This window comes from Amycolatopsis sp. FU40, from assembly GCF_021903635.1.
GTDB lineage: Bacteria > Actinomycetota > Actinomycetes > Mycobacteriales > Pseudonocardiaceae > Amycolatopsis > Amycolatopsis dendrobii.
On sequence record NZ_CP091381.1, the window covers coordinates 8470449 to 8490294 of the forward strand.

At 70.1% G+C, this 19846-nt stretch carries 15 protein-coding genes; 7 read left to right on the forward strand and 8 right to left on the reverse strand.

Annotation, left to right across the window (positions count from 1 at the left end; translation table 11 throughout):
* Positions 1 to 8 precede the first annotated feature (8 nt).
* From L3Q65_RS40205 to L3Q65_RS40230, 6 genes are all read right to left on the reverse strand, one after another.
* Positions 9 to 1655, reverse strand: coding sequence for a serine/threonine-protein kinase (locus tag L3Q65_RS40205; RefSeq protein ID WP_182894583.1), 1647 nt, complete (start codon positions 1653 to 1655; stop codon positions 9 to 11).
* A 212-nt stretch (positions 1656 to 1867) separates the two neighbouring features.
* The gene (locus L3Q65_RS40210; protein WP_237597986.1) at positions 1868 to 2767 is read right to left on the reverse strand and encodes a hypothetical protein; all 900 of its coding nucleotides are present in this window, start codon (positions 2765 to 2767) and stop codon (positions 1868 to 1870) included.
* Positions 2768 to 3019: 252 nt separating this feature from the next.
* Positions 3020 to 4636: a hypothetical protein gene (locus tag L3Q65_RS40215; RefSeq protein ID WP_237597987.1), complete on the reverse strand. Its 1617-nt coding sequence runs from the start codon at positions 4634 to 4636 to the stop codon at positions 3020 to 3022.
* Positions 4637 to 4983: 347 nt separating this feature from the next.
* The gene (locus L3Q65_RS40220; RefSeq protein WP_182894580.1) at positions 4984 to 5289 is read right to left on the reverse strand and encodes a hypothetical protein; all 306 of its coding nucleotides are present in this window, start codon (positions 5287 to 5289) and stop codon (positions 4984 to 4986) included.
* 57 nt (positions 5290 to 5346) lie between these two features.
* Positions 5347 to 5643, reverse strand: coding sequence for a chorismate mutase (locus L3Q65_RS40225; RefSeq protein WP_009072470.1), 297 nt, complete (start codon positions 5641 to 5643; stop codon positions 5347 to 5349).
* 164 nt (positions 5644 to 5807) lie between these two features.
* A complete protein-coding gene (locus tag L3Q65_RS40230; protein WP_182894579.1) occupies positions 5808 to 6242 on the reverse strand; it encodes a DUF1707 domain-containing protein in 435 nt (144 codons plus the stop codon).
* Positions 6243 to 6376: 134 nt separating this feature from the next.
* Between L3Q65_RS40230 and pcrA the strand changes: the two genes are divergently transcribed.
* Entirely contained in the window at positions 6377 to 8791 is a 2415-nt protein-coding gene (gene pcrA, locus L3Q65_RS40235) for a DNA helicase PcrA (RefSeq protein WP_182894578.1), read from the forward strand.
* A 1365-nt stretch (positions 8792 to 10156) separates the two neighbouring features.
* Here pcrA and L3Q65_RS40240 read toward each other — a convergent pair.
* Positions 10157 to 10843, reverse strand: coding sequence for a M23 family metallopeptidase (locus L3Q65_RS40240; protein WP_237600997.1), 687 nt, complete (start codon positions 10841 to 10843; stop codon positions 10157 to 10159).
* A gap of 1859 nt (positions 10844 to 12702) precedes the next feature.
* Positions 12703 to 13041: a hypothetical protein gene (locus L3Q65_RS40245; RefSeq protein ID WP_237597988.1), complete on the reverse strand. Its 339-nt coding sequence runs from the start codon at positions 13039 to 13041 to the stop codon at positions 12703 to 12705.
* 57 nt (positions 13042 to 13098) lie between these two features.
* On the opposite strand from L3Q65_RS40245, the gene L3Q65_RS40250 reads away from it, so the two are divergent.
* From L3Q65_RS40250 to L3Q65_RS40275, 6 genes are all read left to right on the forward strand, one after another.
* A complete protein-coding gene (locus tag L3Q65_RS40250) occupies positions 13099 to 14703 on the forward strand; it encodes a hypothetical protein (RefSeq protein ID WP_237597989.1) in 1605 nt (534 codons plus the stop codon).
* Entirely contained in the window at positions 14700 to 15020 is a 321-nt protein-coding gene (locus tag L3Q65_RS40255) for a hypothetical protein (RefSeq protein WP_237597990.1), read from the forward strand. Before L3Q65_RS40250 ends, L3Q65_RS40255 begins: the two co-directional genes overlap by 4 nt.
* A 118-nt stretch (positions 15021 to 15138) precedes the next feature.
* The gene (gene sucC, locus L3Q65_RS40260; RefSeq protein ID WP_182894576.1) at positions 15139 to 16308 is read left to right on the forward strand and encodes an ADP-forming succinate--CoA ligase subunit beta; all 1170 of its coding nucleotides are present in this window, start codon (positions 15139 to 15141) and stop codon (positions 16306 to 16308) included.
* 1 nt (position 16309) lies between these two features.
* Positions 16310 to 17200 (forward strand): succinate--CoA ligase subunit alpha, encoded by an 891-nt coding sequence (gene sucD, locus L3Q65_RS40265; RefSeq protein ID WP_009072477.1) that lies wholly within the window; start codon positions 16310 to 16312, stop codon positions 17198 to 17200.
* A 217-nt stretch (positions 17201 to 17417) separates the two neighbouring features.
* On the forward strand, positions 17418 to 18134 hold the full coding sequence (locus L3Q65_RS40270) for a DUF5336 domain-containing protein (RefSeq protein WP_182894575.1): 717 nt from the start codon (positions 17418 to 17420) through the stop codon (positions 18132 to 18134).
* Positions 18135 to 18277: 143 nt separating this feature from the next.
* Positions 18278 to 19831 carry a DUF6350 family protein gene (locus L3Q65_RS40275; protein ID WP_182894574.1) on the forward strand — a complete coding sequence of 518 codons (1554 nt, stop codon included), beginning with the start codon at positions 18278 to 18280 and terminating at the stop codon, positions 19829 to 19831.
* The last annotated feature ends 15 nt before the right edge of the window (positions 19832 to 19846 follow it).

Sequence of the window (19846 nt, forward strand, 5' to 3'; positions counted from 1 at the left end):
CTGGATCGCTAGCTGGTCGCAGTCGGCGGCGCTGTCGCCGAGGTTTCCGACTGCGGCGGCTTGGTCGGCGACTGCTTAGTCTGAGACACCCGCGTTTGCGACGGCTGATCCTGCGTCGGAGTGTCCTCCGCCGTAGTGGTCCGCCGCGAGTGCCGCGTCGACTGGGTCTCGCGGGTCGCGCTTTCCCGGGAAGACGTAGGCGGGGACGTAGTGGTTGCTTCCGAAGGCGGCTGTGTGACGGACGTCGGCGCGACCGCGGACGACGAAACAGGCGGCGCCGGCTGCGAAGCGTCCGGCGGATTGCCCGGAGTCAGCAGCCACACGCCGAGCGCGACCAGGCCGACGACCACGACGCCGCCGATGATCGCGGGCTTCTTCCACGCGCCGGGCTTCTCGTCCTCGTCGTCCTCGGGCGCGGTCTGCACCACGCGGGTCCGCGGCGCGGGGTCCTCGTCGTACGGATCGTCCTCGTAGTGGTCCGGCACCGGGACCGCGCGCGTGGCGGCGAGGCCGTTGCGGCTCGGGTCGCCGTACAGCGGCGGCTCCTGGTGGTAGCCGTCCTGCTGGTAACCGTGGTCGTCGTAGTCGTCTTCCGGATAGCCGGAGCCGGGCGGGTACGGGTCCTCGTCGTAGTACTGCTGCGCGCTCGGGTCGTACTGCTGGGTCACGCCCGGGTCGTCGAGCAGCGTGCCGGAGTGGCTGGCCTGTTCGTCGTCGGGATGCAGCAGACCAGCGGCAGCCGCGCCGCCCGCAGCACCGAGCGCGGCCGCGCCGAGGGTGCCCGAGGACGAGGCCATCATCGTGTCGCCGTCCGGACCGCCGAGCGGGGTCTCGCCGCGCGCGACCGCGGCCAGCAGTTCCTCGCATTCGTCGGCGGTGGGACGGTGCTGGGTCTCCGGGTGCAGCAGCACCGCGAGGACGCTCGCCAGCGGCCCGGACTGCCGCGGCGGGTTGATCTGCCCCGCGGCGACCGCGTGCAGCAGGCTCAGCGTGTTCTCGGACAAGCCGAACGGCGGCTGTCCCTCGCAGGCGGCGTACAGCGTGGAGCCGAGGGAGAAGACGTCCGACTCGGGGCCGGGGTCGCCGCCGATCGCGACCTCGGGGGCCAGGTAGGCGGGGGTGCCCGCGATCATCCCGGTCTTGGTGACCGTGACGTCGTCCTTGGCCCGCGAGATGCCGAAGTCGGTGATCTTCACCGTGCCGTTGCCCGCGAGCAGGATGTTGCCCGGCTTGATGTCGCGGTGCACGATGCCGACCGCGTGCGCCTCGCGCAGGGCGGCGGCGATCTGCGCGCCGATCCGGGCGACCTCCAGCGGCGGCAGGGTGCCTTTCTCCTGCAGCACCTGCGCCAGGCTGGTGGAATCCAGGTATTCCATGATCAGGCAGGGCTGGCCGTTGTCGTCGGTGACGACGTCGAACACGGTGATCGCGTTCGGGTGGTGCAACCGGGCGGCGATCCGGCCCTCGCGCATGGTGCGCTGCCGGGCGTCCTCCGCCTCGTGGTTCTCCAGCCCGGGCTGGAGAAGCAGTTGCTTGATGGCGACCGTACGGCCCAGCACCTCGTCGTGGGCGCGCCAGACGGCCCCCATCGCGCCGGAACCGATCTTCCCGACGATCCGGTACCGGCCGGCGACCAGACGACCCTCGTCGCTCACGCGACCTCCCTTTGGGGCTCCGACTTCCCGGGGCGGGACTGTTCTACCCCAAAGGGGTGAGTTCGAACCCGCCGCAGCACCGGAGCGTAGGCACCTGCTGTGGACCGTGTGCCGGTTTTGCCGAGACCGACCCGTGACAAGGCTAGGCGCTCACTCTGCGCACATGCACGCGGCACACTTGCCCCGACCCGGCATAACCACGTTCGCGCAGGTCAGGAGTAGACCGCGGACAGGACGCGGGCCTGGGAGATCACATCCTGCTCGACGACGTCGAACAATTGGGTCACGCGCAAGAGGGTTCCGTCCGCCTGGTGGACCAGCGCGACGGCGAAGACCGAACCGTCGTCCTGGACGTGCAATTCCTGGACGTCGATCGAGTCGGCCCCGCTCCACGCGCGGACCAGATCGCCCGTTTCGCCGCGCGCGACGTTCGGCGTGAGCAGCGAAAGCGCGTTCTCCGGCTGGTGGTCGATCGAGGCGTAGAACTTGCGCACCGCTTCGAGCTTCACCGGAATCGGCGTGGCCGCCGACGAGGTGGCGGACTTCTTGTGCGATTCCGCCGAGGCCGCGGTGCTCGAGGAGGCGGACGACGAGGTGCCGGAAGTGGTTTCCGGCGTCGTGGTTCCCGAGTTCGACGGCGTCGTGGCGGCGGAGTCGGTGTGCTTGGACTGCGGCGTGCTTTCGCTCTGCCCCGACGTCGTGCCGCCGGACGAGTGGACCTTGCGCTGCTGCGGCACGGCCTGGCCGCCGAGCGCGGCCGCGCCGCTGAACCCGGCGGGCACCGCGGCTCCGCCCGCGACCGGCACGGTGGGCCGCGGGCCGCCGCTGAGCAGCGAGGCGGTCACGACGGCGCCTGCGACGAGCGCGCCCGCTCCGACGAGCCCGGCCAGCTTCGCGCGGCGGGCGAGCTTGCTTTCGGGCTCTTCGACGGGCTCCTCGGCCCGGACGACCGGGCGGCGGGTGCGCGGCGGCAGGTACTTCTGCGGTTCGCGGAACACCTGCTCGAGATATTCGCGGTCGGCCTCGGCCACGTCCTCGAGCAGTTCCGGCGGGATCACGTCCTCGACGCGCACGGCGTCGGGCTCTCGCCGGGTTCGCTGCCGTTCAAGCACGAAAGTCCTCGCTCTGGGGGTTCGGGGCGGGACACGACACGGTGGCGGTGTCCCCGGGGCGGTCGGGCGCGATTCGTGGTCGGCCCGGACCTCGTAGTCGCCAGGTAACCCTGTGCCGACAGGCGGCCGCCAGACTCCGTCGCCGGAATGCCGCCGTCGTACGACGAACGGCAGCTTATGTCACCCAACCGGACGAGGGAACAACCGCTCACCGCACCGCACGTGCATCGGCATTTGCAGACGGTGTGCTGGTCAGCGCCCGTCGTCGGTGATCTTGCCGTTGTCGTCGAACGTGAGCGTCTGCTGTTCGGTGCTCTTGCTGCCGTCCTGGTGCGTGACCTCGACCGTGTTCACCGTGGTGCCGTGCTGCGGGTCGATGGTGACCTTCTTGACCTCGAAATACGCGACGTCGGCGTAGCGCTTGCGCAGCCCCTGCGGACCCTGCTGCTTGAGGTCGCCGGACGTGACCGACGAGGCCTCGGACGGGTCGGTGGTGACGTTGTTGAAGAACTTCTCCGAGTTGTTCCCCATCGTGTTCGGGTCGTTGGCGGTGAAGTACGGAGGCTCTTTCGTTTCCCGTTGAGCGGGAGTGACCGGCGGCTTCTCCGGCGGTTCGCTCGACGAGGGCGAGTCCGTCGTCGTCGGCGCGGACGTCCTGCTGCCGGTGCCGGGGCCCGCGGACGTGGTCACGCCGGCCGAACTGCTGCTCGCGGAACTGCTCGGACCGGAGCCCTGCTGCGGATGCGTGCCGTTGTCCGAGGTGACGCCGTCGGGACTGGTGCTGGAGCCGCTGCGCGGGACGTTGCCGCCGATCCCGCCGTGCTGCCCGTTCGGGATGAGCGCGCTGAGGTTCGGGTTGCCGCCGTTCTGCCTGCCGGGCCAGCCGCCGCCACCGACCGCGTCGGTCGTCGTGGTGGCGGGCCCGCCGACCAGGAACGTCCCGGCGAACAGCAGCCCGACGACCACCGCACCGGACGCGCCGGTGGCGAACCACGCGGCCTTGCGCCAGGTCTTCGGCGGGGTGACCGACGCGGGCACCGAACCGAGGTCGAACGTGCCGAGGCCGTCCAGCAGCGGTGCGGAATACACGCGCACCTCGTCGTCCTGCTGTTCTTGTTTCTCCAGCGGCGAGACGGCCGGTTCGCCGAGCGTGACGCGCTGGCGCCGGGGCGGTTCCTCCGCGACCGAGTTCAGCTCGACGCGTTCGCGGGGGCTTTCCGGCCGGTTGGCCAGCGCGGCGGAAGTAGTGGCGACGCGTTCCTGCCGGGTGCGCCGGGTCGGCTGGGGGAGTGCGCTTTCCGGCGGGGCGAAGGCGCGGTGCTCCTCAGGGATCCGGTTCTGCGGAGGAGCGAAGGCGGCGCGGGATTCGGTCCGCCGGGCGGTGTGGCGGCTCTCGGCTTCCTGCCGAGGGGAAACGACGTTCTGCCGGGGTTCGGCCAGCCGGTCCGGTGCGGAGGCTTGGCGGCGCGGGGGTTCGACGGGGGCTCGGCCGCCGCGCGGATCGCTCGTCGCCCGGCGGCGCTGCGGCTGCGGCAACGGCGGTTCGCCGATCGGCAACGTGCCGCTGGCGGTGGGGAAAACCGGCTGGTTAGGGGCCGGGCGGTTGCCGTCGTCGGGCACGCGGTTCGCGCGCGGAGCCGGTGCGCCGCGCAGTTGCGGGTTCTCGCTGCCCCGCTGCACCGGAGCGCCGTCGACGGCGGGCGCGGAGCCGGTGCGGTGCCGGTGATGTCCGGCGGTGCGCGGCGGCACCATCGGGGTCCAGGTGCCGTCAGCGCGGACGCGGTGCCGTCCGGGAACGGTGACCTCGGCGTCCGACACCGCGCCGGGGCGATCCGCGTGCCGCCGACCGCCCATCGTGTTTCCCGTCATGCCGGTCCGACCCCTCCGCGCGAGGGGCGTGACGGCGCCGGGGCGGTCGTCAACCCGAACGGAGCAGGCGAGCGGAGAACGACGCTTGCGTCCACACTTGCGAACTCCCGCGCAAATGCACGCGCACGCGGAGAACGGCGCGCGGAGCCGCAGCTCCCGCGCGTCCTCCGGGCATAGCCCGGCGCAGACGCCAGGGTCCTCACGGACTTCACAGTAGGAAACCGGAAGGCGAATGTCTTCACCCATCCTGCAACTTGCACCGGTTTCACTCGACCGGGCGCGCCCGAACGGGCGGCACGTCACGCAGCGCAGCGTGCTGCCCGGTGTTTGCCCAGTTCGGGGGCTCCTCAGCCGCCGCTGCGGTACTTCGCCTGCGTCGACTGGAGGGCCTTCATCGACGTCGCACCGCTACCGACCGCGATGACGATGGAGATGACGTCCAGCACGACGTTGCCGGAAGTGAGCAGCCACGCGAACAGCGAGGCCGCCGTGGCGCCGCCGGCAAGTGCCCAGCGGCTGCGCACGTACTGCGCCACCGGGGCCCCGCCCGCCCGCTTGCCCGCCGCGTTGTTCAGCAGCGCCAGGTAGCCGACGTGGCCGAGGGCAGCCAGCACGCTCGCGATCGCGATGATGACGGCGATGAGGTTAATCATGTGTCCAGTCTGCCCGGTTTCCGCGCGGCGCGAATCGGGGATGCCCCGGATGCCGGGTCAGCGGCCCAGCCTGCCGCGGCCGAGGTTCAGCAGCAGCATCGCCAGCTGCCTGCCCTCCGGGCCCAGTTCGCGGTAGCGCGCCAGCACGTCCATCTCGCGGTTGTAGACGATTTTCGTGCCGCCCGCGGCCATCCGGGCCGCGCCGATGGTCTTCGACACCTCGACCCGGCGCTTCACGAGCCGGAGGATTTCGGAGTCGAGCCAGTCGATCTCCTCGCGAAGCGACGAGATGTCCTCGCCCGCCGGGGTGTGCTCGGCGGGCTGTCCGTCGGCGTTCTGCGTCTGCGCGTTCATCGGGACCTCTCTGAAGTCCGGACTCCCCGTGGCCCAGGGACGGCGAAAGCCCCGGGTCCAGTGGACTCCGGGGCTGCGGGTGATGGCGGGTGGGGCACTACGCGATCACGGGAGCCGGAGTCCGGGTCCCGTAAAAAAATCGCTCGCTGCTGTGCCGCACGGATTCAGTATGGCACAGGCGCGCCCGGCCGCTGCCGGAACGCCCGCACCCGCGCGTGCAGCACCAAGCTGATGAACAGCCAGAACAACGGCATCGCCGGCCAGAAGAAGAACGCCCCGCCGATCGCCCAGCGCACGATCAGCAAGGTCGCGAGCACGGCGACGATGCCGAGGTGCACGCGCAGCGCCGGATGTTCGCGCAGCGCGGCCCGGGTCAGCGGCCAGCCGCCGCCGCGCGGCCGGGCAGGCGCCGGGCGGGGGAGATCGGCGGTGAGTTCGCCGAGTTCGTCGGTGTAGCGGGCGGCGTAGACCGTGCGCAGCCGCTCTTCCACCTCTTCGAGAGTGAGCCGTCCGTCGGAACCGGCGGACTGGATGGTCTCGGCGACGCGCTCGCGGTCGCCGTCGGAAGCCCTCAGCCGGGCGGGAATCTTGTCGTCCATGCCCACCGATGCTCCGCGCCGCGGCGGCGTCGCGCGTCGGACGCGAGGCGACACTGCGGCGTACGTCGGCAAGCGCAGGCCGACCCCGTGGCTGTTCCGGGACTGTCGTACCCCCGGGGTAGCGTTGACAGACGATGGACACCCTCTTCGATCTCCCCGCAGACCCGCCCGCCCGCGCTGCCCGGCCGGGAACCGCAGACCTGCTCGAGGACCTCAACCCCGCCCAGCGCGAGGCGGTGACGCACGCCGGAGGTCCGCTGCTGGTCGTCGCGGGAGCCGGATCGGGCAAGACGCGCGTGCTCACGCGCCGGATCGCCTACCTGCTCGGCCAGCGCGGCGTGCATCCGGGCGAGATCATGGCGATCACGTTCACCAACAAGGCCGCCGCCGAGATGCGCGAACGCGTCGCGGCGCTCGTCGGCAAGCGCGCGAACGCGATGTGGGTGTCCACGTTCCACTCGATGTGCGTGCGAATCCTCCGCCGCGAGGCGAAAACGCTCGGCATGTCGTCGAGTTTCTCCATCTACGACTCGGACGACTCGAAGCGCCTCATCACGCTCGTGGCGCGCGATCTCGACATCGACCCGAAGAAGTACGCCGCGCGCACGCTCGCGGTGCACATCTCGAACCTGAAGAACGAGCTGGTCGATCCGGAAGAGGCGGCCTCGAAGGCGGCGAACGACCTGGAGCGGCGGGTCGCCGAGGTCTACGCCGAGTACCAGCGCAGGCTGTCGAGCGCGAACGCGTTCGACTTCGACGACCTGATCATGCAGACAGTGTCGTTGCTGCAAGCGTTCCCGGACGTCGCGGAGTACTACCGGCGGCGCTTCCGGCACGTCCTGGTCGACGAGTACCAGGACACCAACCACGCGCAGTACACCCTGGTGCGCGCGCTCGCCGGCACCGAAGCCACGGACACCGGGATCGAGCCTGCCGAGTTGTGCGTGGTCGGCGACGCGGACCAGTCCATCTACGCCTTCCGCGGCGCGACCATCCGCAACATCGAGGAATTCGAACGCGACTTCCCGAACGCGCACACGATTCTGCTGGAGCAGAACTACCGCTCCACGCAAACGATCCTGTCCGCGGCCAACGCGGTCATCGCACGCAACCCCAACCGGCGCGCCAAGCGGCTGTGGACCGATTCGGGCGACGGCGAGAAGATCGTCGGCTACGTGTCGGACAACGACCACGACGAGGCCGCGTTCGTCGCGGGGGAGATCGACTCGCTGGCGGAAAAGGGCGAGGCGGACTACTCGGACGTCGCGGTGTTCTACCGCACCAACAACCAGTCGCGAGTGTTCGAGGAAATCTTCATCCGGCTCGGCCTGCCGTACAAGGTCGTCGGCGGCGTGCGATTCTACGAACGGCGCGAAGTGCGGGACATGATCGCGTACCTGCGCGTCCTCGCGAACCCGGACGACACGGTCAGCCTGCGGCGGATTCTCAACGTCCCCAAGCGCGGCATCGGCGACCGGGCCGAGGCCGTCGTGGCGACGCACGCGGAACGGGAGCGGATCTCTTTCTGGGCCGCACTGCGTGACGCGGTCGAAGACAAGGTGGCGCTGCTGAACCCACGCTCGGCCAAGGCGATCACCGGCTTCGTGACGCTGCTGGACGAACTGCAGGAGATGGCGTCGTCCGGCACCGAGGTCCACGACCTGCTCGAAGCGGTCCTGGAGCGCACCGGCTACCGCGCGGAGCTTGAGGAATCGGACGACCCGCAGGACGCTTCGCGCGTCGAAAACCTCACCGAATTGGTGACGGTCGCGCGCGAATTCGCCGAGTTCACCGCCGAGGTCACCAACGACGAAAACGCGGAACTGGTCCTCGACGACGGCGTTCCCGCCCCCGGCTCCCTGCCCGCTTTCCTGGAACGGGTTTCCCTGGTCGCGGACGCCGACTCGATCCCCGCTTCAGACGGCGGCGAAGAAGGCGACGGCGGTGCGGGCGTGGTCACCCTGATGACCGTGCACACCGCCAAGGGCTTGGAGTACCCGGTCGTCTTCTGCACCGGCTGGGAAGACGGCGTCTTCCCGCATATGCGCGCCCTGGGCGATCCCGCTGAATTGGCCGAAGAACGCCGTTTGGCCTACGTGGCGATTACCCGTGCGCGGCAACGGCTTTACGTGTCGCGCGCCCTCACCCGGTCGGCGTGGGGACAGCCGCAGATGAACCCCGCTTCCCGCTTCCTGGACGAACTGCCGCCGGACCTCGTCGACTGGCGTCGCCTGGAACCGTCCTCCCCAGGCTTCGGCAACTTCGGCTCCTCCTCCGGTTCCTCGTCCGGCCCGCGAGCCGCGACCACGTGGGGCCGCCGGTCTTCCTCGTCGTCGACGTCTTCGAGTTCGCCGTTCGGCAAGGCGTGGAAGGACACGGTGGCTCTGAAGCTGGACGTCGGAGACCGCGTGAGCCACGACAAGTACGGCCTGGGCACCGTCATCTCCTGCGACGGCATCGGCCCACGCGCGACCGCGACGATCGACTTCGGAGCTTCGGGCAAGGTGCGGCTGATGTTGATCGGCAGTGTGCCGATGGTGAAGCTCTGACTTCTGCTGCGGTTTCGGCTGTGGTTGCTGCAATTCGCCGTGTCTATGACTGCGGCTGCTGCTGCGGCTCGGCTGTAGCTACGGCTGCTGTGGTTGTTGCGGCTGGCGCGGCTTTTGTGGTGTGTTCCTCCGTGCCGTGCCGTGCCGTGCCGTGCCGTGCCGTGCCGTGCCGTGCCGTGCCGTGCCGTGCCGTGCCGTGCCGTGCCGTGCCGTGCCGACGAGAGCCGTGCCCAGAGCCCAATTCTCCTCCATCCCGCCTGCCAAATCGGGATTGCCCGAGCCTGTTTGCCCAGGCGAGCACTAGCCGCGCCGATGCCGCATTACCGCTCCGAGCTCCACACCGCCTTCCGCACGACGCTGCCGTTGCGTCTCCAGGCACCAGCCCCGAACCTCCGGTGTTGCTTTCCGGCCCGTAGCAAGTCGCCCCTGTCAGTGTCGTGAAGCCTTCCCAGCCGTTCTCCAGCGCAGGTCGCCTCGAAACTGATCTGCCCCAGCGCGCAGCGGCCGTGGCTTCCCAGCCCCACACCTGTGCGGCGCGCGACACCCAGCCCGTCCAGCCGTCGCGGACATCTTTCGCCGGACCGAGTGAACTCACCGCCAACCCGCCGATCTTGTCGGTCCCCTCCGGCATACTGAACTTCATCGAACACAAGTTCGATGAAATGCGGTAGGTTGTGGAGGGGTGCAGGGGATGGACGCGGTGCTGTTTGGGGTATTCGCCGCTGGGGTACAGGAGTACTTGAGGAGAGTCGCGGGGACGGTTGCTGTGGGGACGGCAGCCCGGCCAGTTCGGGACGTGCCAGGGGATGTGGCGCGGCTGGCCGCAGCATGGCGAGCGCTGCTGAGGCAGCACGCATTAGGTCCGGACGGCAGATGCGTCGTCTGCGGAGGGACATCGCGCGCTGACGAGGGAATCGCGCGATGGATGCCATGGCGAAGACGCGCTGACCTGTGCACGGTGTGGCAGGTGGCAGTCGCCTATTTCGTCCGTCGCCTACCTGGCAGCGATCCGTGACGTTGTCGCCTGACAGCCGAAGCCTCGCTCGGGCAGGGATTGCCGGGATTCGTCGCCGAAGCGACGTCCACACGGCGCGACTGACCGGCGGTTTCGTTCGGCCAGCTCTGCATCACGGGTGACGAGGCAGCCTTGAACATCCCACTCGTCGACGAGCAGCGATGCATTTCACCGGCAAGCTTGTCGATCCATCGCGATGCGACGTGCCGCCAGGATTCCTCGCGCCCGAAGGCGTTTCAGCCGCTAGCAGCCTGGAGCGGATCCGTGCGGATCAAGCTCAGTCAACGACGCCGATGCGGCGGCAGACGTTACCGCGCCAGCCGCCCGGCAGACAGGAAATGAGGTGTGGATCAGACGTTCACGCCGCGGGCCGCAAGCCACGGACGCGGGTCGATCTTCTTGGTGCCGTCCTGCCACACCTCGAAGTGCAGGTGCGGGCCGGTGCTCTCGCCGCGGTTGCCGATCTCGGCGATCTGCTGGCCGCACTTGACCTTCTGGCCCTCGCGGACGGAGAAGCTGTTCATGTGGCCGTAGACCTGGATGGTGCCGTCGTCGAGCTGGACGCGTACCCAGAGGCCGAAACCGCTGGCGGGGCCTGCCTGGATGACGGTGCCGTCGGAGGCGGCGTAGATCGGGGTGCCGATGGAGTTGGCGATGTCGATGCCGAGGTGGCTCGTGCCCCAGCGGGCGCCGAAGCCGGAGGTGAACGTGCCATGAGCGGGCATGCAGGTCTTCGGGCGGGCGGCCTCTTCGGCCGCCTGGCGCGCGGCTTCGGTCTCCGCCTGCACGCGGGCCTTGGTGACCTTGGCGCTGTCGGCCATCTTCGCGGCTTCGGCGGAGGCGTCGACGGCGTGGCCGGTCGGCAGCAGTTCGGGAGCTCCCCCGGAGCCCGCGCTGCCGAGGGTGAACGAGGCGCTCGCGTTCTGTGCGTTGGCGAGCGGGGTGACCGCGGCGTCGGAATCGCCGCCGGTGGTCGACTTGAGGGTCTGGCCCGCGGCGGCTGCGGCGAACGCGCCGGCCGCGACGGCGGCGACCACGACCCGCCCGCGAAGGGCGGAGGAGGGCGGGGAGATGCGGTGCTGTCCCCGGACGCGGATGACTGCACCGTCCAGTGCGTCTTTCAGCGCCGGGGAAGGGGCTTGGCCGCCGGGGGAGCGGTGTGAAGCCAAGACAGGGCCTTCCATCGTCGGGGAGTCGGGCGGAAGCGAACTCGGGCGGGGGATCCCGTGAACGAACCTCGGGGGTGATTCGCTCAGCGTCCTGCTTCGTGACCTGACTGTAATGGGGACCGGAGGACAGTAACGAAGCGGCGCCTCAATGAGCAAGACGCGACCGGGCTTTCGGCCGAACGAGTGGCGCGCATCGTGCGTCTAGCTGTGGAAACTACCCAAAGTTAATCGGGGACTACTTCACTGGTTGTGGCTTGAGTCACATACCTTCGGATGGCCCAGTGCTCTCGAGGGCTTCTCAGCGGCCTCGCGGACGAAATAACCGGCCGCCCCCGCGCGTTGAAGCAGTTTCACGCCGAGTCTTGTGATTTCGCTCACTGGCGGCAGCGCTAGTGGGCCCTCGCGGAGCCTCCACTCTCCGGCGACAAATCCCGTCTGGACCTGCCTGGACTGCAAGCGTGAGACCCGACTTGTTTGCTGCCCGGTCACGTCAGGTGGCTTCGCCTGGTCAGCCTCTGGTGCCCCTCATTGCCCGGCATCTCCGGCTCGGTCCGCACGCCCTGCCAGCACCGCGGCACCCGTGACGATGCGGTTCACCTGCGCTGACCCGGCCCCGCGACCCGCTTGTCCAGTCCGTCCGGCATCCGTCGTGGAGGACCTCGGTGACGCAGTTGGCTACCTTGCCCTGGGCAAGCCCAGCGTCCGTCGCCGCTGTTCACGGCGGTGCGGCCGGTTGCCTGCCCTCCCCGGCAGGCGCCGGCCGTCCCTGTCCCCGGTCCCAGGCGGACCGTCCCCACGATCTGCCCGAGCCTGTCGTGGCTCCCCGCGACCCGGCCGGATCGCCTGTCCCGGCAGGCGCTGGCCGCCTCCGTTCCTGGCAGGTCCTCCCCGGCCTGCCAGGAACGGAGATCGCGGCTCCCCTCCGCGATGCGGCCGTTCACCTGCCCTCCCCGGCAGGTCTCGGCCCTCTCCACGTCGGTCCCGGCAAGTCGTCCCCACGACCTTCCGGCACCCGCCGCGCCTCCCCGCCGCGACCGGGTCGGGCACCTGCCACGAACAGGCATCCGACCTCGTCCATCGCCCCCGCGATGTGTCCCCGTGCTTTGTCCCGCGCCGGAGTGACGCCCCGAACGGCACTCCCTTACGCGACTTCCCCGAAGTTTTTTCCCGACGCTCCCTCCGGCACTCCCGTCCTTCTGCCGTCGAGACCTCCGGCCCGCGCCCCTCTTACGCGGATCGGCGGAATTTTTCTTCGCACCCGTCAGACGCGCGGGAACGGCCAAAGGTTCATCCGGCGGGGAATTCACCTGGAAGTGCGTTCCGGCCTGGTCGAGGCGGCCCTGCTGTCCCCGGGCCGGGGCCGGTCCTTGCTAGCGTCGCGAGCGATGACTCCGCCGACCCCAGAGCCTTCCGACGGCGATTCCGCCCCGGACACCCCGGGCCGTCCCGCCGGACCCCGGCGTCCCAGCCTCGCCGAACGCAAGGCCGCCGCCCGAGCCCGAGCCCGCCGCGACGCCGATCGCGCGAAATCGGATCCAGCCGATTCATCCCGTCGCCGAGGGAAAGATCCTGCTGGACGTTCGGCTGACTCGTCCGGTGCTGAGCCGAGGTCGGCAAGCCCCGCCGGCTCGTCTCGCCGCGGCGGAGAGACATCCGCGGGAAGCTCGCCCGGCCGTGCCGAGCCGCAGTCGGTGGAAGGCTCTGCCGGAGAGGCTTCTGCGGAAAGCTCAGCCGACCCGGTTGCCCGCGACCGGTCCGCAGCGGAAAGCCCGGCCAACGGGGAACCCGCCAGGCGACAGCGTGACGAGGCAGGCCTGACCAGCCGGAAGTCCGCCGCCATCCCGGCCGAGCCGAAACCCGCGCCGCGGAGCATCCCCAGCCGCCAGGACGCAAACCGTCAGGACGCAGATCGCCGGGACGCAGACCGCCGGGGCGCGAGCCGTCAGGACGCAGGCCGCCGGGACGCAGACCGCCGGGACGCAAGCCGTCAGGACCCAGGTCACCGAGGCGCAAACCGTCAGGACGCGAGCCGCCAAGGCGAGGCCCTCCTGGATCTCACCGACCAAACCCCCTCCCCAAGGCTCCGAGCCGCCACCGCTCTCCTCGCCATCGGCGCCCTGGCCTTGGCCGCCGGCGCCATCGCCCCGGTCTCGCCCGACGCTGGGCCGGGCTACCTCTCCTGGCCGCTTCTCGTCATCCTCGCCGTCGTCCCGGCCGGGATCGCCGTCGCGGCGGCTCGCAGCGGGCGGTACGGGCTGGCCGCCGGTCTCGTCACCGGACTCGCCGCCCTCGCGCCGGGGCGGCTGGTCCTCGATCTCCAGTTCCTCGTCAACGGCTCCAAAACCATCCGCCCCGAGCTGTATCTCCCCGACCGGCTGCTCGACCGCAGCGGCGTGGGCATCGGGTTCTGGCTGCTGATAGCCGGGCATCTGCTGACGCTCGCCGCCGGAATAGTGGCCGCGCGCGTCGTGCGGGAGCGCAATGAGATCGCTGGCGGCGATGACAAACGCCGCTGGCGGCTGATCATTCCGCTGCTCGCCGTCGTCGCCGCGGTCGGACTGTTGATGACTCCCGTCCTCTCGGACGACCCGTTTCTCCTTGCCCGGTCGGCATTTGAAGGTCCCGGGCTAGCGCTCGCCGGTTACCTTCTCCTCGCCGGTGCGCTGCCGGTCGCCGCGGTGCTCGGGGTTTTCGCCGGATCCGACGGCGTCGCTCGCGGGACGCTCGGCGGAATCGTCGCGGCGGTGCTGGCCGTCGCGGTGCCGACGTTCGTCGCGGGCCTCGCCGTGTCGGGGCTGGAAGTTTCCACCGGCGCGTATCTCGCTGTCGTGCCGATGGTGCTGGTTCTCGTCCTCACTCCACTTGCGACACCGCAGCAGTCGCAAACCGAGCGCACCGACCTGGCCGGCGAGGCCCGCGTGCCGGGGCTCACCATCTGGCGCGCGCTCACCGGGCTGCTCGCGGTGCTGACCGGAATCGCGGCGGCGATCGGCGCGTACGCTCCTCAACTCGGCAACAGCACGGACAGTCCGGCTCGTCTGCAACTGCTGATCGCGGCCATTCTTGTCGTGCTGCCAACGCCTTTCCTTCTCGCCCGACGCACCGCGCCGGGCGCGCGCGGAATTCTCGCGGTGTTGTGGGCTGGCGTCGTGCTCGCGGGAACTGCGGTCCTCAGCACGGCCATCACCGCTTCCGAAGCGACTGGGCTCGGCGGGCTGGGCGGCGCGATCAGTTACCACCTCGGCGCGGGAGCCGTTTTCACCGCGATCGCGCTCGGTCTCGCCGGGCTTACCGGATTGGCCGCGGTGCTCACCGGTGTCGTGGAACGCGACGACACCGGTACCGAAGGGCCGCGATCCGCCTCGGCGATTCCGGCCGTAATCACCGCGGTGCTGGCGATCGCGACGTTCGGCACACCCGTGTTCACCGCGCAGGATTACGCGCCGCCCGGTCTCTGGTCCGATTTCGACACTCCGTCGTGGGGATTGCTCGCCGCGCTGCTCGTCGTTCTCGGGACGCTCGGGTTGAGCGTTCGTTCGCGGCCCGGCGCCGCGGCGGCTGGACTGGCCGGAGCGGCGGTGCTCCTTGCCTTGCACGTCGCCGAGATTCCGCTGGTCAGTTGGCTGTTCTATGCCGCGAAGCCAGGTGCGGGATTCTGGCTCGGACTGGCTGCGGTCGTGGCGGCAGTCATCACCGCGGTCATCGCGGCTGCGGGTGCGAAGAAGTGAGTCCGCGCCGCGTCGTCCTCGTGGAGCTCGCCGAAGAAACCGCGGCGATTCCGTTGGCGCGAATGCTGCGCGACGCCGGTCTCGAAGTCGTCCACGTAGGACACCTCGACACGGCGGAAAAGATCGCGCGCACCGCCGAACAGGAGGATCCAGACATTCTGGGCCTCCTCGGCGGTCCTGTCCCCGAAGGTCTCGCGGAAGCGCTCTCCGGCACCACGGTGATCGAATTAGGCGGGGAAAGCCCCGAAAAGGCCGCCGAAATGCTTGTCGGTGGGCGGTCTCACACCCTCGGCACACCCTCTGACCGCGTACGGTGACCGACTTCACCAGGTGCGGCGTCCCCTGCGTCTGCGCTGGTCGCTAACCTCGACTGGTCCGACAGCGCGGTCCGGAAAACGGACCACCACAGTGGCGTGTCGTCAGGAGACTGGAGTAGTGGACCTCTACGAGTACCAGGCGAGGGATCTCTTCGCCGCCCACGGAGTACCGGTTCTGCCGGGCGCCGTGGCAAGCACCCCGGAAGAAGCCAAGGCCGCCGCGGAGCAGATCGGCACCCAGGTCGTCGTCAAGGCGCAGGTGAAGGTCGGCGGCCGGGGCAAGGCGGGCGGCGTCAAGCTGGCCCAGACGCCCGACGAGGCGAAGGAGAAGGCGGAAGCCATCCTCGGCCTCGACATCAAGGGCCACATCACGCACCGCGTGCTGGTGGCGGAAGCCTCGGACATCGCGTCCGAGTACTACTTCTCCTTCCTGCTCGACCGCGCCAACCGCACCTTCCTCGCGATGGCGTCGTCCGAGGGCGGCATGGAGATCGAGCAGCTCGCGGTCGAGCGCCCGGACGCGCTCGCCAAGATCCCGGTCGACGCGATCAAGGGCGTCGACAAGGCCACCGCGCTCGAGATCCTCAAGGCGGGCAACTTCCCGGCCGAGATCATCGACGAGGCCGCCGACGTCGTGGTGAAGCTGTGGGAGACCTTCGTCTCCGAGGACGCCACCCTGGTCGAGGTCAACCCGCTGGTCCGCGACCCGCAGGACAAGATCATCGCCCTCGACGGCAAGGTCACCCTCGACGAGAACGCCTCCTTCCGCCACCCGGCGCACGAGGAGCTCGTCGACAAGCAGGCCGAGAACCCGCTCGAGGCGAAGGCCAAGGCCAAGAACCTCAACTACGTCAAGCTCGAGGGCGAAGTCGGGATCATCGGCAACGGCGCGGGCCTCGTGATGTCCACTTTGGACGTCGTGGCGTACGCGGGCGAGAAGCACGGCGGCGTCAAGCCCGCCAACTTCCTCGACATCGGCGGCGGCGCGTCGGCCGAGGTCATGGCGGCCGGTCTGGACGTCATCCTCAACGACACCGACGTGAAGAGCGTGTTCGTGAACGTCTTCGGCGGCATCACCGCGTGCGACGCGGTCGCGAACGGCATCGTCGAGGCGCTGAAGATCCTGGGCGACGAGGCCACCAAGCCGCTGGTCGTCCGCCTGGACGGCAACAACGTCGTCGAGGGTCGCCAGATCCTGGCCGACGCGAACCACCCGCTGGTCACCGTGGTGGACACAATGGACAACGCGGCCGACAAGGCTGCCGAGCTCGCCGCGGCAGGTGCGTGAGATGTCGATCTTCCTCAACGAGAACAGCAAGGTCATCGTCCAGGGGCTCACCGGCTCCGAGGGCATGAAGCACGCGACCAAGATGCTGAAGTCCGGCACCAACATCGTGGGCGGCGTCAACGCCCGCAAGGCCGGCCAGACGGTCACCATCGAGGGCAAGGACCTCACCGTGTTCGGCACGGTCGAGGAGGCCATCAAGGAGACCGGCGCCGACGTGTCGGTCATCTTCGTGCCGCCGAAGTTCGCCAAGGACGCGGTCATCGAGGCCATTGACGCCGAGATCCCGCTGGCCGTCGTCATCACCGAGGGCATCCCGGTGCACGACTCGGCCTACTTCTGGGCGCACGCGGTCGCGACCGGCAACAAGACCCGGATCATCGGGCCGAACTGCCCCGGCGTGATCAGCCCCGGCAAGTCGAACGCGGGCATCATCCCGGCCGACATCACCGGCGCGGGCCCGATCGGCCTCGTGTCGAAGTCGGGCACGCTGACCTACCAGATGATGTACGAGCTGCGCGACATCGGTTTCTCGACCGCGGTCGGCATCGGCGGCGACCCGGTCATCGGCACCACCCACATCGACGCCCTCGAGGCGTTCGAGAAGGACGCCGACACCAAGGTCATCGTGATGATCGGCGAGATCGGCGGCGACGCCGAGGAGCGCGCCGCGGCCTACATCAAGGAGAACGTGACCAAGCCGGTCGTCGGCTACGTCGCGGGCTTCACCGCCCCCGAGGGCAAGACGATGGGCCACGCGGGCGCGATCGTCTCCGGTTCGTCGGGCACCGCCGCGGCGAAGAAGGAGGCCCTCGAGGCCGCCGGCGTCAAGGTCGGCAAGACCCCGAGCGAGACCGCTGTTCTCGCCCGTGAGCTGTACAACAGCCTCGGCTGACCAGCGACGACTCCACTGGCGGAGGCCGGGCACCGACACGGTGCCCGGCCTTCGTCGTTTCCGCCCGCAACCGATCCGGCGTTCAGTGCGTCCAACGTCGCGGACGCCCACGGCGGATGCGCTAGCGTGCAGTCACTCGTGAGCGGGGGACGCCGCCGGCGCACCCCGGGCGCCACAGGATCCCGAACCGCCGGTCGATGAGACAGGAGAGCTTCCGATGACCTTCCCCAGTGGCGGGCCCGGCTACCCTCAGCAGGGCCAGCCGTCCCAGGGACCGCCCCCGTCGGGCGGGTTCCCGCAGCAGCCCCAGCCGCAGCAGGGCCCGCCTGCCGCGGGCTCCGGAGCGCCGCCGAACCTTCCGCTGCTGCTGTCCCTCGGCGTGGCCGGGCTTGGACTGGTGCAGTACTTCCTCGGCTTCGCCGCCGAGGCGGGCACGGCCGGGCAGCCCATTCTGTTCCTGCTTGTCGGCGGTTTGCTGTCGGCGCTGAACCTGTTGCCCAAGGGACCGAAGACGCTGCCGTTCGCCGCGCTGTTCAGCGTGCTCGGCGGGCTGGGCGCGCTCGACTCCGTCATCTCCGGGCGCACGTCCGCCATCGTGATCGTGGTGCTGATCCTCGGTCTCCTGCAGATGGCCGCGTCGGTCGCCCTGCTGCTGTTCGAGTACGGCGTGCTCAAGCCGCCGACGGCGCAGCCGTCCGCTCCGGCGTATCAGCAGCCCTACGGTCAGCAGGGCCAGTACCAGCCGACGCAGTACCAGCCGGCTCCCGGCCAGCAGTCCCCGCAGCCGCCTGCTCCGGGGCAGCAGCCGCCCGCCACTCCGCCGCCCGGCGGGCAGGCGACGACGTACGCGCCGCAGCAGGGCCAGTTCTTCCAGCCGCCCGCTGAGCAGAACAAACCGGGCACCCCGCCCGGCGGTTTCGGACAGCAAGGCTGAAACCCCTTCGCATCACCCACCCGCTGTGACTCTCCGTGTCACAGCGGGTGTTTTTCTTGGCCCGGTGCCACGACCGGGTGGGCGTTGGATTCGCCACGTCCGCCGGGCGGCGTGCCTCACCCGGACGGCCGAGCGCGGATGTCATGGTCGAGGACATGCAGGTGCTCACCAGTCCCGGACGCCCCGCGGGCGACGAGCCGGTGGGCGACTCCCTTGACCAGGATGTTCCCCGGTTCCGGGTGTTGCTCGCCGCGGCGCTCGGCCCGCTCGTCACCGGCTACGCGGTGGTCGCCACGCTGCTCGCGCTCGTCGCCCTGACCGCCCAGCACGCGATCTTTTCCGCGGGCGGCGTGCTGCTGTCGGCGGGGCCTGGCTGGCTGGCCGCCTACCAGGTCGAACTCGGGATCGGCGGGCATCCGCTCGGGATGCTGCCGCTGCTGCCGACGATCGGCGTGGTGCTGCTGGTCGCGCGGGCCGCGGCCAAGGCCGTGCGACGGCTTCGCTGCGCCAGGCTGCGGCACGCGGTCCCGTTGATCGCCACGATTTCCGGCGCACATCTGCTGTTCGGCGTGCTGATCTCGCTGTTTTCGATCGGCGAACCGGTGCGGGCGAACTTCTGGCTCGCCGCGGTCGTGCCTGCCGCGATCTCCGGGCTCGCGGCCACCGGCGGGGTGCTTCGCCGGTTCGGGACGCCGCAGGTGCTCGTCGACCGGCTTGACCCGCTGGCTTTTCGCGGTCTGCGCGCGGGCCTGCTCGGACTGTTCGCGCTGCTGGCCGCTGGCGCGCTGACGCTCACCGCAGCCACGGCGCTGTCCGCGCGCACGGTGTCCAGTCTGTTCGAGCCGTCGTTCGGGAGCAGCTTCGGCCTGTTCCTGCTTTCCGTGCTGTACCTGCCGAACGCTGTGGTGGCCGCGATGTCGTTCGTGAGCGGACCCGGATTCAGCATCGGCAGTCTGGACGTGCACCTCATCGGCTACCGCGGCGGTTCCGTCCCCGGGGTGCCGCTGCTGGGCGGCATCCCCGAGCACGCCGCGTCGTGGTGGCCGGTGCTGCTGGTGCTGCCGCTGGCGGTCGGCGTGCTGGTCGGCTGGTCGGTCCGCGCGGTGGACGAGGACCCGGCGGCGCGGTTGCGGGTCGTGGTCGTCGCGGGCGCGGTCGTCGGGTTCGGCTGCGTGCTGCTGGGCACGCTCGCGGGCGGGCGGCTCGGCGACGGTCCGTTCGACCCGGTCAGCGTGCCGGTCGGGGTGGCGTCGATCGTCGCGTTCTGCTGGATCGTCATTCCGGCCGGGTTCGTGGCCTTCTTCGCGGGGGCGCACGCTCCGATGCGGCCGGTCGGGTCGCTTGAGGTGGAGGACGAGCCCGAAGCCGAGGCCGAGGCCGAGTCGGCTGAGTCCGGGGATGCCGAGCCGGAGGAGCCCGAGCCCGATGAGGACGTCGCGGACCCGGCCGAGGCCGAGGAAACCGAAGACGCTGAGGACGCTGAAGATTCCGGAGACTCTGAGGACGACGAGGACTTCGACGCCGAGGCCGACGCGGAACTGGGCCTCGACCAGCCGGAGGACGAGCCGGAAACCGAAGCAGCCGAGACCGAGGACAAGTCCGAGGACAAGCCGGAAACCCCCGCCGAAGAGCCGGACGCTGTGACCGAGTCCACCGAGGACTCCGGCGACGCGAAGCCCGCCGAGGACGACCGTTAGGGTTGGGGCGACCTG

Excerpts from the sequence above, each read along its gene's own strand:
- L3Q65_RS40225 (WP_009072470.1), bottom strand. The coding sequence starts at position 5,643 with ATGAACGCGCAGACGCAGAACGCCGACGGACAGCCCGCCGAGCACACC.
- L3Q65_RS40275 (WP_182894574.1), top strand. The coding sequence starts at position 18,278 with ATGGTCGAGGACATGCAGGTGCTCACCAGTCCCGGACGCCCCGCGGGC.
- L3Q65_RS40230 (WP_182894579.1), bottom strand. The coding sequence starts at position 6,242 with ATGGACGACAAGATTCCCGCCCGGCTGAGGGCTTCCGACGGCGACCGC.
- L3Q65_RS40220 (WP_182894580.1), bottom strand. The coding sequence starts at position 5,289 with ATGATTAACCTCATCGCCGTCATCATCGCGATCGCGAGCGTGCTGGCT.
- pcrA (WP_182894578.1), top strand. The coding sequence starts at position 6,377 with ATGGACACCCTCTTCGATCTCCCCGCAGACCCGCCCGCCCGCGCTGCC.
- sucD (WP_009072477.1), top strand. The coding sequence starts at position 16,310 with ATGTCGATCTTCCTCAACGAGAACAGCAAGGTCATCGTCCAGGGGCTC.
- L3Q65_RS40215 (WP_237597987.1), bottom strand. The coding sequence starts at position 4,636 with ATGACGGGAAACACGATGGGCGGTCGGCGGCACGCGGATCGCCCCGGC.
- L3Q65_RS40270 (WP_182894575.1), top strand. The coding sequence starts at position 17,418 with ATGACCTTCCCCAGTGGCGGGCCCGGCTACCCTCAGCAGGGCCAGCCG.